Here is a 13,802-nt window from a genome sequence, read left to right as displayed (position 1 = left end):
CAAGCTAAGAAAGTGTTCTGAAAGTGTCACGCCGCGCGGGTCGACTGCCAGGGGTGTCGTCCGCGTGCGGGGGCGAGTCGTCGGGTCATCAATCCGATCATTGCCCATTTGATCATCGCCTCCGAGTGCGCCGGGAGGCGTTCGTAGTCGTGGTCAAGTCGACGGCAACGCACGATCCACGCCAGGGTCCGTTCGATTAGCCAACGGTGCGGCAGAACACTGAATCCCAGCTTCCCCTTGGGTTTCCGCACGATATCGAGCGTCATCCGGCAATGCTCCGCGACCCACGCGACGAGACGTCCGGCGTAGCCGCCGTCTGCCCACACCATCGACGGCATCACTGTCTTCGCCCGAGACAACGCCAGGCGCCCGCCGTCGCGGTCTTGCACGCTCGCCGCGGTCACCAGCACGACCACCAACAGGCCCAGCGAGTCCGTGACCACGTGTCGCTTCCTGCCGTGGACCCGTTTCCCGCCGTCCCATCCGCGGGTTTCCGTGCCGACCGTGTCGGCGCCCTTGACCGCCTGCGCGTCGACCATCCCCGCCGACGCCATCGGATCCCGGCCGCTACGGTCACGGAGCTTCGCCCGCAGCGCGTCGTGGATGCGGTCGGTCACCCCGGACTCGTTCCATCGCTGGAAGTACCCGAAAACGGTCTGCCAGGGCGGGAAGTCATGCGGGAGCTGCCGCCACGAGCAACCGGTGCGGTTGACGTAGAGGATCGCTTCCACGATCCGCCGACGATCGTGGATCGCCGGGCGACCGCCCGGCAGCGCCGCGGGCACCATCGGTGCGATCAACTCCCATTGGGCATCGGTCAGATCGGACGGATACGGCGTCCGCTTGCGACGTTTCCTGCGAGCAACGACGGACCTAATCATGCCGCCACCGGGCCGGTCCGCCGCGCCCGAATCGAAAACTTTCAAAACACTCTCTGAGTATCGCGAGAGTCCTAGCCGTTGGTATCGAACCGACCTAATCATGGCCGCGAAGGGGCGTGCAAGGCTTGTTCGTATCCAGCAGCTGCTCAAGGGAGTCTCCAGAATCGGACTGTTCGGGCGACCATGACTTCGGCGCAGTTGGTGCCTGACAAGCTGCGGCGCTGATCATGAGTGGGCGCTTCTGACCTCAGGCGCGATCACGACCATATTGGTTGCCGTAAGGAATTCCAGCCGGGTGGGCAGGTCAACAGGCGAGCCCCCACAGATCGTCAAGAAGCGCAGAGAAGATTGGCCGGAGCTGACGCGATCGGCGAGCTCGCGGCTCATCTCGACGATGTGAACAGCGAAGGACACCATCGGCAAGGTCACCGACACGGTCGTCACCTAGGTCCGCCATCGGGTCCTGTGCAGCGGAGTCGGCGCTCCGGGCGCTCGCCCGCAAGGCACTCGAACGCCGACATCGGTACACGCTGGTGGATCTCGCAAACCTGATCCGCCCGACCACGTGGCTGTAGTACGAGCACCCGAACTCGTGTCACAGCACCCCGAATCCGATGTGCTCGCGGCCCCGCATTCCACGCCATCACCTGCATGCGGTGATCACGGCTGCGCACTGTTTCGGCCAGCTGGCTAATGAGTTCGATGATTCGGCGCCGGGCATCCTCCAGTTCCGTTGCCAAGCGCTCTTCCTCCATCGACCTTGCGGCGCGGTTTCTGCCCTACATGGTCGAGCTTCCCAGTCCCACAAGCATTCCGAGGCGTTCATGCGGTCCGCTGACAACTCCTACCGTACGGTCTCGACACCCCCGCCGCGGCAGTGTCCTCGCAGCGGAAACATGGAGCAGGTCCGTCGATCCATCGGACCGGCGGGTTCCGTAGTTTTCCCGGATGTTCGCCGATGAGATCTGGATCACTATGGATGCCAGCGAGTGAGCACGGCGAATGGATCGGAAGTTTTTCCGTCGGGCCGTGGTTCACCGTCGGCGACGTAGCCGAAGGCATTTACGACGCAGACCTGAGTTCCATTGAACGCACTAACGACCGTACAAGTGTGATTTGCCGACGAGAAAGGAAAGCCGCATGACTGACGTGCAATGTGAACCCGCGCTTGCGGGGAGAAAGCCCAAGTGGGCCGACGCGGACATCGCTGAACTCGTAGACGAAAGGACCGGCCGGCTAGACCCGCGGATCTACACCGACGAGGCGCTGTACGAACAGGAACTGGAGCGGATCTTCGGTCGCTCGTGGTTGCTGATGGGCCACGAGACGCAGATTCCGAAGGCCGGCGACTTCATGACGAACTACATGGGCGAGGATCCCGTGATGGTCGTTCGTCAGAAGAACGGGGAGATCCGCGTCTTCCTCAACCAGTGTCGCCACCGCGGAATGCGGATCTGCCGCGCGGACGGGGGCAATGCCAAGTCATTCACCTGCAGCTATCACGGCTGGGCCTACGATACGGGCGGCAACTTGGTGAGTGTGCCTTTCGAGGAGCAGGCCTTCCCCGGGCTGAGGAAAGAAGATTGGGGCCCGCTACAGGCTCGCGTCGAGACCTACAAGGGCCTGATTTTCGCAAACTGGGACGCTGACGCCCCGGACCTGGACACCTATCTGGGTGAAGCGAAGTTCTACATGGACCACATGTTGGATAGAACCGAAGCGGGCACCGAAGCGATCCCGGGGATTCAGAAGTGGGTCATTCCCTGCAACTGGAAGTTCGCAGCGGAGCAATTCTGCAGCGACATGTACCACGCGGGCACCACATCCCATCTTTCCGGCATTCTCGCGGGCCTGCCTGATGGCGTCGATCTGTCGGAGCTCGCGCCCCCCACGGAAGGCATCCAGTACCGCGCAACCTGGGGCGGGCACGGTAGCGGCTTCTACATCGGCGATCCCAACCTGTTGCTCGCCATCATGGGGCCGAAGGTCACCGAGTACTGGACTCAGGGCACTGCCGCAGAGAAGGCTTCCGAGCGCCTGGGAAGCACAGAGCGTGGCCAGCAACTAATGGCGCAGCACATGACCATCTTCCCAACCTGTTCGTTCCTGCCAGGCATCAACACCATCCGAGCGTGGCACCCTCGCGGGCCGAACGAGATCGAGGTCTGGGCCTTCACCGTCGTTGATGCCGACGCACCCGAGGAGATGAAAGAGGAATACCGCCAGCAGACACTGCGAACCTTCTCGGCAGGTGGTGTCTTCGAGCAGGACGACGGCGAGAACTGGGTTGAGATCCAGCAGGTGCTGCGCGGACACAAGGCCCGCAGTCGGCCGTTCAACGCGGAGATGGGACTCGGCCAGACCGACACGGACAATCCCGATTACCCCGGCACGATCAGCTACGTCTACAGCGAAGAAGCGGCGCGTGGGCTGTATACGCAATGGGTCCGGATGATGACTTCGCCGGACTGGGCTGCACTGGACGCCACCCGACCCGCAGTGTCCGAGTCGACCCACACGTGACCGCGGCGGGGCGAGCGGACCGCGGTGGAACCATCGCCGGGTCTCCACCTGAACAGAACTCCCGACTGATTAGGAAGAATTATGATTGACGCCGAATCGCCAACCACGGCATTTCGAACAAAACCCGCACCAGTAGACCCCAGCCTGCAGCACGAGATCGAGCAGTTCTACTACTGGGAGGCGAAACTTCTCAATGACCGCCGCTTCCAAGAATGGTTCGATCTGTTGGCCGAAGATATTCATTACTTCATGCCAATCCGAACCACGCGTATCATGCGAGAAGCCGAACAGGAGTATTCCGGCGCCCATGAATACGCACATTTCGACGACAATGCGCAGATGATGCGAGGGCGCCTGCGCAAGATCACTTCCGATGTGAGCTGGTCAGAGAACCCGGCCTCGCGCACGCGGCACGTGATTTCCAACGTCATGATCGTCGACGGTGATAACCCTGGTGAATACCACGTCTCGAACGTCTTCATCGTGTACAGAAATCGGCTCGAGCGGCAGCTCGATATCTTCGCTGGGGAGCGGAAGGACATTCTGCGTCGAACTGGTAGCGAAGCGGGTTTCGAACTCGCGAAGCGAACGATCCTGATCGACCAGAGCACAATTCTCGCCAACAACCTCAGCTTCTTCTTCTAGGAGTGACGATGGCCCTCACAAAGATATGCAGCTCCGGCGATTTGGCGCCGGGTGAGATGCTTCGCTTCGAGGAAGGTCCAGAGCCGATTCTGGTCTGTAACGTGGGCGGAGAGTTCTTCGCGACTCAGGACACCTGCAGCCATGCCGATTGGGCACTCTCAGACGGGTATCTCGAGGACGACGTCGTGGAGTGCACACTCCACTGGGCCAAGTTTTGCGTGCGCACTGGCAAGGCGAAGGCGCTCCCGGCCTGTCTGCCGTTGCGGACCTTTGTGGTCAAACTCGAGGGAGACGACGTTCTCGTGGACCTCGAGGGCGGAGTGACGACATGACTTCCGACATCGTGGTCATCGGGGGCGGGGTCGCTGGCGTGAGTGCCGTGCAGTCGCTGCGTTCGGAAGGCTATGACGGGCGTCTGTTCCTGATCGGCAAGGAACGCGAACTCCCATATGACCGCACCTCGCTTTCCAAAGCGGTCTTGGCCGGGGATCTGGCCGATCCCCCGCCGCTGTCACCGGCTGACTGGTACGACGAGCTACAGGTAGAGACGGTGCTCGACAGGACGGTCCTGCAGGTGGATGTCACCCGCAAGGAGGTTCTGCTCGACGGCGGCCGCTCGCTCGAGGTCGATCGTGTTCTCTTGGCGACCGGGGCCAGCGCGCGCGTTCCCTCCTTTTCCGGCGCCGACCTTCCTGGCGTCACCACCCTGCGAACGGTGGACGACGCGCAGCGGCTGCGCCAAGACTGGGAGCCAGGACAACGGCTCGTCGTCGTCGGCGGAGGCTTGATCGGCTGTGAGGTTGCCACCACCGCTCGGAAGCTCGGGCTCGAGGTCAGCATCCTCGAGGCCTCAGACGAGTTGCTACAGCGCGTTCTGGGCCGCCGGATCGGTGGCTGGTGCCGGGCGCGCCTCGAGGAACTCGGGATTTCGGTCATGGTGAACACGGGAGTCGCCGAGTTCGACGGGGTGGACAGGATCACCGCCGTGATCGGCACCGACGGACGGCGTTTCCCGGCAGATAGTGCAATCGTGTGCGTCGGCGCGGAACCCGAGACGGCGATAGCCGAGCAGGCTGGGCTTGCGTGCAGCCGCGGCATCATCGTGAACGATTCCGGCGGCACCGCCGCTGAGGGGGTCTTCGCGGCCGGCGACGCGGCATCATGGCCGCTACGGACGGGCGGCCGGCGGTCGCTCGAGACCTACATCAACAGTCAGAAAGAGGCGACCGCAGTTGCGTCCGCGATGTTAGGAAAAGCCGTTCATGCGCCGCAACTACCGCTGTCGTGGACCGAGATAGCCGGACATCGCATACAGATGATCGGCGACATCGAAGGTTCAGGGGAGTACGTCATGCGAGGCGCTCCCGACGACGGCCCGGCACTGCTCTTCAGGCTCACCGACGGCAAACTGACTGCGGCCCTTTCGGTGGATGCTCCGCGAGAGTTCGCCATGGCGACCCGCCTTGTCGAGAGCGGTGCTCAGGTGGGCCGGGACGTTCTCGCCGACACAAGCGTGGAGTTGCGCGAACTGAATCGGGCGGCACGCGAGAGAACAACAGCGGCATGACAGAGAGCCCTGATCGCGGAGTGATCAGCGGTGCCGCTAGGGCCGATCACTCATCCGCTCCGCCGCGCCACTGGTTCGGCGACGATATGCACCAACGGTCGCCTGCTCTGCTGGATCGAGAACATGTCGAAGACTGGGTAGGACGCCAACGCAGGCACCGCGATCGAGTCGCATCTCCCAACCAGCGGTCAAGTCGGCTCGGGACGCCGGGTGGCCAATCTCCTTCGGCCATCACACACGGCAACAGGAAAGCCATACCCGAGGTCCCTGGGTGATTCACAGCCTGCGGCCGACGGCGCAAATCACACTCCAAGAAAGGTAAGAAATGAGCGTTCAGAGACTTGGTTACATGGGCTTCGAGGTTGCGGATGTGCCCGCATGGCGCGCCTTCATGACGGAAAAACTGGGGGCCATGGAGGCCTCGAGCAGCGAGAATTCGGCGCGGTTCAGGATTGACTCCCGCAGCTGGCGCCTGATGGTCGAAAAGGGACCGTCGGATGACATCTCGCTCTCGGGCTACGAGGTCGAGAGCGAGGACTCGCTACTCGCGATCAAAAAGCGTCTCGAAGCGCATGGAATCGAGGTGACAACAGAGAGCGGCGAGTTGGCGGACGATCGCGGTGTCCTCGGACTGATTTCGTGCACGGACACGGCAAACACCCGGGTCGAGATCTACTATGGCGCGACGGAGCTGTTCGAGAAGCCGTTCATCTCGCCGACCGGGGTCTCGGGCTTCACGACCGGCGACCAGGGGTTCGGCCACTACGTGCTGGCTGTGCCGGATATAGATGCTGCCCTGGATTTCTATGTCAAGGGCCTGGGCTTCCATCTCTCCGACATCATCGACTGGAAGCTCAACGATGAACTGACGGTCAAACTCCACTTCCTGCACTGCAACGGTCGACACCACACCCTGGCGCTCGCCGGTCTCCCGGGAGCAAAGAAGACTCACCACTTCATGCTCGAGACCAAGCATATGGATGACGTGGGCCTTGCCTACGACAAGTTCGATGCGGACGGGACAGTGGTCATGACGCTTGGCCGCCACACCAATGACCACATGCTCTCATTCTACGGCGCGACCCCCTCCGGATTTGCCGTCGAATACGGCTGGGGCGCTCGCCAGGTCGAACCAGGCTGGTCCGTCGTGCGCTACGACAAGATCAGCATCTGGGGTCACAAATTCGTTGCCGAGCGCGACAGGCAAGTGAGCAGCAACGCAATCGAGGATGAATTGATTGACATCGATGCCACGCTGAGCGCCCCGGCGCAAGCGTAAGACGAACCGAACTCACAAGACGAAGAAAGGGATTCAGATGGGTTGGCTGGAAGACAACGTCATGATCGTCACCGGCGGAGGGTCGGGCCTAGGCCGGGCGCTGGTCGAGCGATTCCTGGGAGAGGGAGCCCGGGTGGGTGTCCTGGAGAAGTCGGCGGAGAAGGCTGAGAAGCTTGCCAACGACTTCGGCGAGGATGTCCTCGTGGTCGAAGGCGACGTGCGCAAGTACGACGACAATGCGCGCGTCGTCCAGGAAACGGTTCGCCAGTTCGGTCGCCTCGACACGTTCGTCGCGAACGCCGCGATCTGGGACTTCTCGACGAAGATGGTCGATATCCCGGTGGACCGACTGGACGCCCTCTTCGACGAAATGTTCCACATCAACGTCAAGGGCTACTTGCACGGTGCACGTGCGGCGGTCGAGGAGCTCGCCGCCACCGGAGGCTCGATCATCTACACCGTGTCGAACGCCGGCTTCTACCCCGGCGGCGGCGGCCCGCTCTACACCGCGTCGAAGCACGCGGTAGTCGGGCTGATCAAGGAACTGGCCTTCGAACTCGGCCCCAAGATCCGCGTCAACGGGGTGGCTCCGGGCGCAATGCCCACCGATCTGAGAGGACCTGGTTCGCTCGGAATGGGCGAAACCACCATCACCTCAGTGCCGCTCGGCGATCTGGTCAAACAGTGCACCGTGCTGCAGGAGCTGCCCGAGGCGGCGGACTACACCGGGCACTACGTTCTGCTGGCTTCGAAGGCGAACTCGAGGACGGCAACCGGCGCGATTATCAACTGTGACGGCGGGATGGGGGTGCGCGGCTTGGCCGAGACGGCCGGCGGAAACGACCTGTAAAAAGCAGCCCTCGGAAAGGAAGAAACAACAGCGAACGACACCAGGCCCACTTTCGGTACCCGACGCCCTCGCCGAAACACTCAACAATGACCACGTTTGGCTGAAGAAGGCCGACAAGATGACCTTCGGGGTGACACATGTGTACACCGGGAAGCTAACCCTCGTCGTCCGCATGGACTTCGGCAGGGGCGTCATGTCCGACGTCGTCGAACATGCCAACGCGGACGACGCGCCACCCAGCGAATTCGTGCTCACCGGTGAACAGCGAGAACTGGCGGCGCATGCTGGTGACAGGCGAGCTCACCGTCAACATCGCGCTGGTCACCAAGCAGATCTCGGTGAAGGGGAAGATGGGACCCCTGCTGAAGGACATCCCACAGTTCAAGTACATCATCGTCAAGTTGAGCGAGCTCGGGCCCCGCGCATTGGATCAAGAGGCCACTTGACCTGGCTACCTTCCGAAGTCTCGGGTAGGTCCTTCCCGAACCTCCGGGATAGCAGTCGGTGACCACGGTGCCGGGATCCCCTCCGGGCCCACATTGTGGTTACCCAGCCGCTCATGGCGCGAGTCTGGTTTGTTGGGGAGACTGGACCGTGACAGCGAAGTCGCTGATCTAGGGAACAACATGGAAATCGACACCGTGAGGGTGCTGCGGCAGAGTCCGGGCATCACGACGACTCTGGCCCTGTCGGGCGAGACCCGTGAACGTGTGGTTGTCCGGCGGGTGGATCTATCCATGACGTTCCCATGGAGTTGGCACTGGCTCGAAGGTGAGCTGGAGGCCATGCGCAGGGCGAGGCTGCCACACGTCATCCCCACCCAGATTGCACACAAAGGACCCGACCACGTCGATCTCGTCCGCCCATTCATAGCTGGTCTCGACATTCGAGAATGGTCTGCGCAGGAGTCACCCCAATCGCTCGACGTCCAGCTCCAGCTGATGTGCAACCTGTTCTACGCACTGGCTCGTCTGCACCGAATGGGAATCGCTCACGGCGGGGTGAAGCCAGCGAATATCATGCTCGCGGAGGGCACCAATCAGCTCGTTCTCCTCGACGCCAGCGTGACGCGGACTCAATTGGCTGCCGTGACCCATCCCGTCGAGGGGCCGGAAGGTCGATATCTGCTTCCGGAAAGTCCCGGACTCGCACACCCGGCGGCGGGCTTCACGGCCGACATCTTCGCAGCGGGGTGGGTACTCCTCGAGTCGACCGCGGAGGGAAATCGGACGGCCAGCGCGTTGCGTAGGGCGAACCCTCGTATCGGTACCCACGCAGAGCTGTCACACCTGGTCGATATCGTCGGCCTCCCGGCTACGCTGCGCCCGATATTTCTCAAGCTGCTGAGCCCACGGGCAGCGATCCGCTACGAAAGCGCCGACGAGGTGCTCGCAGCGCTCGAGGCGGTGGTCGCGACCGGCGGTGGGGAGAGCGCTCTCGCGTCTGCTGTCGCGCCGCCCCGGCAGTGCGGATCGCTCGCCTACGTGGAGCCGCCGTTGGTAGGCAGGCATGACGAACTCGCCACCCTCACCGCATGTGCCGACGGCGCGAGCCGATCGTCCGGCGCGGTCACATGCCTGAGCGGTGAGTCAGGAGTCGGCAAGAGCCGCCTGCTCGACGCCGTCGCCACGCACGCCTCGACGGCCGGGGTGACCGTGATGCGTGCCGGCGCGTTCGACCACGCGGCGGCCCGTCCCCTCGGCCTGTTCGCCGGCCCTTTCCGCGACGTGGTCGCCTACTTGACCGCGCACCCGCGCGAGGCCGAGCGGGTGCGCGGAGAAATGGGTGAGCTGCTCCCGGCAGCACTCGAACAGATACCGGAGCTGACCGCTGCCTTCGGCGATCCACCCGCGGCGAAGAACTCCGACAGCGGATTCGGCGATCACGCGGTAGCCGCCGCCCCGACTGCCGTCGCTCGACTTCTTCGCTCCGTCTTCACCAAGGAACAACCTGGACTGATCGTGGTCGACGACTGTCAGTGGGCCGACGATCTCAGCTGGCAGGTGCTCGCCAAACTAGCTTCGACGATAGCGATGGAGGAAACGCGATCCCAGTCGAACGTGTCGTTGATATGTTCGTGCCGAACGGAAGCTGTTGCGCAAGTGAGGGCCTGGGAAATCAGTGATATCGAGTTTCTCGACCTTCAGCCGTTGTCCGCAGCCGATACGGAGGAATTGATCCGGTCGATCGGTGACCGTATCCCCGACGAGATCATCCCCTATGTCACGAAGTACTCCAAAGGCAATCCGCTCGAAACCATGCTGGTTTTCCAGGCGCTCGTCGACTCGTCGGCGTTGACGCGCGAGTCGGGTCGATGGGTGATGGACGAGAATGGGATGGCGTCACTCCCGCTGCCGTCGCAATCCCGCGATTCCGACGCCGCGTCGGGGAGGGACAGTGTGCTCGTCTCGTCACGGCTGAGTCTATTGTCGCCGGACACACAGCAGGCGATACGTCAGGGCGCGGTGCTGGGACGCCGGTTCTCGTCCAGGCTTCTGTACGCGGCACTGGCGGCGAGCCCCACGGACGTCGATCAGCTCCTCCTGGAGGCAACCCAGCACGGAATCGTGCGCGGCATCGCGGACGGCGGCCACGCCGAGTTCGAATTCACGCACGATCGGCTCCGCGAAGCCGTGCTGAGAACCTTGACCGACGACGCCCGGCGCGAGCTGCATCTGCGCGCCGCACAGGCACTCGAAGGCGTCCCTGCGGTTCGGGCCGACTACGACATCGCGTATCACTTCGACCGCTCCGGCCGAGCCGCATCTGCAGTGCCGTACGCCCTACGTGCGGGCGAGGCGGGACTGAGGCACAATGCGCTCGACGTCGCGGAAGGCAACTTCAAGATCGCTGAAACGGGACTGGCCCTGTGCGAGTCGGCCGACGACACCGCGAGATTCCGTGTTCACGAAGGACTCGGCACAGTCCACATGCTCCTTGGGAACTACGATCTGGCCGCGAAGGAACTGGCGTGGGCATACGAGCTGACCCGTGCGCGCTCGGGACTCGACTCTTCACGGGTTGCCACTCTGCTCGGCGAACTCGCGTTCAAGACAGGCCGATTCGATGATGCCGCGGAGTGGATGCGACAGAGCATGCACGACATCGGGCTTCGCTTGCCCCGGAGTTCCATACTCGCCGCCGTATTCGCGGTCGGCGAGGTGGGTCTGCTTACCCTTGGTTGGCTCTCTCGCCGAATCCGGCCGGGCCGAGCCGGAACAGAGCGTGACCGCCTGGCCGCCCGCATCCACAACCGGCTGCTATACGAATGGTGGTTCGTCAGGTCACCGATCTGGCTGGTATTGGCCATCCTCCGTGGCGTGCGTTTCGCGAATGCCGCAGGAAGCACGCGTGAGCGGGCACAGGCATACTCCACCGCTGCCGTGATTTCCGGTGTAGCCCCCGTCCTTGCGCCGCTGGCGTTGCGCCTCGCCGACCGCTCGCTGCGACTGCGCCAGACGGCGGGCGAAGGCTGGGGCATCGCCCAGTCGCACCATTTCCGGGGATTCGTTCTCTACGCTGCCAACCGGTACGACGAGGCGATCGCGGCGTTCGACACCGCAATCGCCGCCTTCGACACTGTCGGGGATCGTTGGGAACAGGTAGCCGCGATGTGGCAAAAGGCGCTGTGTCTGGCTCGACAAGGGAAACTTCACGATGCGGGAGTGCTTGCGCGTGACACCTACTGGGAGGGCAAGCGCAGAGGCGATCGGATCGGCGCGGGGACCGCCCTCGCGATCTGGGTCTCGTGCCTGCCGGGTGAGGTGAGCATGGAGACGATCTCTCGTGAACTGCGGCAGACGAATTCGGGCGACCGCCACACGATGGCGATGTTGCATGCGGCGCGGGCCTGGCGACTTTTCCACGCGGAGCAGGACGTGCAGGCTGTGGACGCGTTTCGGCAGGCAGACGAGCTGATCCGCGGTTCGGGCATCAGGAATCATTTCCTCGCACCGATCCTGACCGCGCACCTGCAGGTCCTTCGCCTCTCGCACGACGCCGCACCTGCCTGGTGGACGGAGGAACGCCGGCTCCAGGCCACGGCCGCACGACGGCAGCTCACTCGTGCCCGGTGGTCGGCCATCGTCTTCTGGGGCGAGCGGCCCGCGGTTCTGCGGGAATGGGCGTTGATGTCGTTTTCGCGGGGACACAAGTGGCGCGGCCGCATGATCTTGGCCGCAGCATCTCGCAGCGCATTCCGATACTCGGCGCAAGGCGAACTCGCCGCATGCGCTCTGGTCGCTACACTGGTGGGGCTCACACCCCGACGAGGGCCGCTCAGCGCGCTGGCGCCGGTGACCGAACTGTGCCGACCGCTGGGTATCCGGGTGGATCGCGGGATCGTCGAGTCGGCGCACTCGCGAGACGCCCTCGTCGGCAGGGGCTCAGCCCGGCACCAGGCCCTGCTCGACGCTGTGAGCAGCATCGTCGCCTCCGAAGACATCGACGAGGTTCTCGACAAGCTCCGAGACGCAACTTTCGCGACGACCACCGCGCGCCGAGTCGAGATCTCGCGCCATACACCGGTGAGCGTCGATGCGATCAGAGTTCCGAACGCGTCTCCAGCGTCGATGCTCGGGGATTCGGGGGCGGCCGGTGAGGCCCGCGAAATGAAGTTGACGGAGCGCATCATCAAGCCGGTCGTCGGGAACGATGTCACCGAAACCGCGGTCGTCGCGGCCTTTCCCCTCGGTGAGAGCGAGCACCACGGGCCGACCATGGAGGTGCTGGCCGCGCTGGCGGGCGCCGTCATCGAGCGGGAGGGCCTTCGGCGAGCGTCCATGGAACGGATAGTGGAAGTGCAGGAGGCCGAGCGCGGGAGAATCGCACGTGATCTGCACGACGAGTTCGGCCACCTCTTCGCGGGCGTGATGGACGGACTCAGTGCTCTACAGAACTCCGAAGACGCCACCACACGCCAGACTGCGACCGATGTCCGCACGATCGTCCGACAAGGGATACAGGTGGCCCGGACTGTCGCGTGGTCATTGCGGCCCTCGGGGCTCGACGATCTAGGGCTCACCGGCTGCATCGAGCAGTACGTGGAAGATTGCCGGCAGATGTACCCGATCCGGATCGAACTCACCGCAACGGGACAGCCGATATCCGTTCCGCCGGCGGTCACGACCGCAGTCTTTCGTATCGTGCAGGAAGCACTGACCAATATCGGCCGACACAGTCGCGCCGGGGAGGCGAGTGTCATGATCGTGTCCTCGGCAGACACCCTGCGGGCCGTGGTCGAGGACAACGGGACCGGATTCGACCTCGACCTGGTCGGACAGCGCAGGTCGCTGGGATTGATCGGAATGCGGGAACGGGCCCGGCTGGTAGGCGGACGGATGTCCGTCGAGTCCCGACCAGGACAAGGTACGACGATAATGGTGGAGGTGCCGATCAGACGATGATCAGCGTTGTGGTGTGTGACGACCATGGCATTATCCGGTCCGGGATCCAGAGGATCCTCGAGACCACGACGGACTTTCACCTGGTGACGTCCGCACCGACCGGAGAACTTCTCCTGCAAGCAGTGCGAGACTTCGCGCCGGAACTGGTGGTGCTCGACATCCGACTGTCCGACTGCAACGGCCTCGACCTGTTGGAACAGATTTCAGCCATCTCGCCCGAGACCCGTGTCGTGATGCTCAGCATGTACGGCGCCAGGGGGTACGTCGAGAAGGCGAAGACGCGGGGTGCGCGAGGGTACATCACGAAGGAATGCCTCGACGAGGAGCTCGTGTCTGTCCTCTACGCCGTGATGAAGGATGAAGGATTTGTCTCGTTTCGAGCCGACACCACCGAACCCGGCGGCTCCGAAGGCCTGCTCGAGGCCAATATCGACTCTCTTTCTTCAAGGGAGCTCGAGGTAATGAAGCTGATCGCCTCCGGCCTCACCAACACCGAGATCGCGGAGGAACTGACGGTCTCCCCGCGCACCGTCGAGAGCCACCGAGCCAGCATTCAACGCAAGCTGCTGATCCGCACCCGCGCCGAACTGGCCCGAGTAGCCCGGGACGCAGGCCTTTTGGACTAGAGCGTGTCTGCTTAATGTTCGGGAAT

The 13,802-nt window shown here is 63.4% G+C and carries 11 protein-coding genes and 1 pseudogene; 10 read left to right on the top strand and 2 right to left on the bottom strand.

The window, feature by feature from the left end; all coding sequences use genetic code 11:
- Window positions 1-26 precede the first annotated feature (26 nt).
- Both ACH49N_RS23285 and ACH49N_RS23280 read right to left on the bottom strand, forming a co-directional pair.
- Window positions 27-881, bottom strand: coding sequence for an IS5 family transposase (locus ACH49N_RS23285; protein ID WP_012687208.1), 855 nt, complete (start codon window positions 879-881; stop codon window positions 27-29).
- 225 nt (window positions 882-1,106) lie between these two features.
- Window positions 1,107-1,325, bottom strand: coding sequence for a hypothetical protein (locus ACH49N_RS23280; protein WP_005254554.1), 219 nt, complete (start codon window positions 1,323-1,325; stop codon window positions 1,107-1,109).
- A gap of 26 nt (window positions 1,326-1,351) precedes the next feature.
- Here ACH49N_RS23280 and ACH49N_RS23275 point away from each other — a divergent pair.
- The 10 genes and pseudogenes from ACH49N_RS23275 to ACH49N_RS23230 form a co-directional block, all read left to right on the top strand.
- Window positions 1,352-1,456: pseudogene (locus tag ACH49N_RS23275) on the top strand (tetratricopeptide repeat protein); the annotation flags it as partial.
- Window positions 1,457-2,021: 565 nt separating this feature from the next.
- Entirely contained in the window at window positions 2,022-3,404 is a 1,383-nt protein-coding gene (gene bphA1, locus ACH49N_RS23270) for a biphenyl 2,3-dioxygenase subunit alpha (RefSeq protein ID WP_012687209.1), read from the top strand.
- Window positions 3,405-3,485: 81 nt separating this feature from the next.
- Window positions 3,486-4,049 (top strand): biphenyl 2,3-dioxygenase subunit beta, encoded by a 564-nt coding sequence (gene bphA2, locus ACH49N_RS23265; protein WP_005254552.1) that lies wholly within the window; start codon window positions 3,486-3,488, stop codon window positions 4,047-4,049.
- A gap of 8 nt (window positions 4,050-4,057) precedes the next feature.
- Window positions 4,058-4,381 (top strand): biphenyl 2,3-dioxygenase ferredoxin component, encoded by a 324-nt coding sequence (bphA3, locus tag ACH49N_RS23260; RefSeq protein ID WP_005254551.1) that lies wholly within the window; start codon window positions 4,058-4,060, stop codon window positions 4,379-4,381.
- Window positions 4,378-5,616, top strand: coding sequence for an NAD(P)/FAD-dependent oxidoreductase (locus ACH49N_RS23255; protein WP_005254550.1), 1,239 nt, complete (start codon window positions 4,378-4,380; stop codon window positions 5,614-5,616). Before bphA3 ends, ACH49N_RS23255 begins: the two co-directional genes overlap by 4 nt.
- A 325-nt stretch (window positions 5,617-5,941) precedes the next feature.
- Window positions 5,942-6,895: a biphenyl-2,3-diol 1,2-dioxygenase gene (bphC, locus tag ACH49N_RS23250; protein ID WP_005254549.1), complete on the top strand. Its 954-nt coding sequence runs from the start codon at window positions 5,942-5,944 to the stop codon at window positions 6,893-6,895.
- Window positions 6,896-6,932: 37 nt separating this feature from the next.
- Window positions 6,933-7,745, top strand: a complete 813-nt coding sequence (gene hcaB, locus ACH49N_RS23245; RefSeq protein WP_005254548.1) for a 3-(cis-5,6-dihydroxycyclohexa-1,3-dien-1-yl)propanoate dehydrogenase — start codon at window positions 6,933-6,935, stop codon at window positions 7,743-7,745.
- 257 nt (window positions 7,746-8,002) lie between these two features.
- A complete protein-coding gene (locus tag ACH49N_RS23240; protein WP_157792687.1) occupies window positions 8,003-8,191 on the top strand; it encodes a hypothetical protein in 189 nt (62 codons plus the stop codon).
- 180 nt (window positions 8,192-8,371) lie between these two features.
- Complete coding sequence (locus tag ACH49N_RS23235) at window positions 8,372-13,150, top strand: AAA family ATPase (RefSeq protein WP_012687212.1); 4,779 nt, start codon at window positions 8,372-8,374, stop codon at window positions 13,148-13,150.
- Entirely contained in the window at window positions 13,147-13,776 is a 630-nt protein-coding gene (locus ACH49N_RS23230) for a response regulator (protein ID WP_012687213.1), read from the top strand. The genes ACH49N_RS23235 and ACH49N_RS23230 overlap by 4 nt, the downstream gene beginning before the upstream one ends.
- Window positions 13,777-13,802: the final 26 nt, after the last annotated feature.

The organism is Rhodococcus sp. NPDC019647 (assembly GCF_044389235.1).
Lineage (GTDB): Bacteria > Actinomycetota > Actinomycetes > Mycobacteriales > Mycobacteriaceae > Rhodococcus_F > Rhodococcus_F oxybenzonivorans.
Note: the sequence above shows the minus strand (reverse complement) of the source record. Positions and strands in the feature narration are given on the sequence as shown.

What these genes read in the sequence shown, in the direction of transcription:
- ACH49N_RS23285 (WP_012687208.1), bottom strand. Translation starts at nt 881, where the DNA reads ATGATTAGGTCCGTCGTTGCTCGCAGGAAACGTCGCAAGCGGACGCCG.
- bphA1 (WP_012687209.1), top strand. Translation starts at nt 2,022, where the DNA reads ATGACTGACGTGCAATGTGAACCCGCGCTTGCGGGGAGAAAGCCCAAG.
- bphA2 (WP_005254552.1), top strand. Translation starts at nt 3,486, where the DNA reads ATGATTGACGCCGAATCGCCAACCACGGCATTTCGAACAAAACCCGCA.
- bphA3 (WP_005254551.1), top strand. Translation starts at nt 4,058, where the DNA reads ATGGCCCTCACAAAGATATGCAGCTCCGGCGATTTGGCGCCGGGTGAG.
- ACH49N_RS23255 (WP_005254550.1), top strand. Translation starts at nt 4,378, where the DNA reads ATGACTTCCGACATCGTGGTCATCGGGGGCGGGGTCGCTGGCGTGAGT.
- bphC (WP_005254549.1), top strand. Translation starts at nt 5,942, where the DNA reads ATGAGCGTTCAGAGACTTGGTTACATGGGCTTCGAGGTTGCGGATGTG.
- hcaB (WP_005254548.1), top strand. Translation starts at nt 6,933, where the DNA reads ATGGGTTGGCTGGAAGACAACGTCATGATCGTCACCGGCGGAGGGTCG.
- ACH49N_RS23235 (WP_012687212.1), top strand. Translation starts at nt 8,372, where the DNA reads ATGGAAATCGACACCGTGAGGGTGCTGCGGCAGAGTCCGGGCATCACG.
- ACH49N_RS23230 (WP_012687213.1), top strand. Translation starts at nt 13,147, where the DNA reads ATGATCAGCGTTGTGGTGTGTGACGACCATGGCATTATCCGGTCCGGG.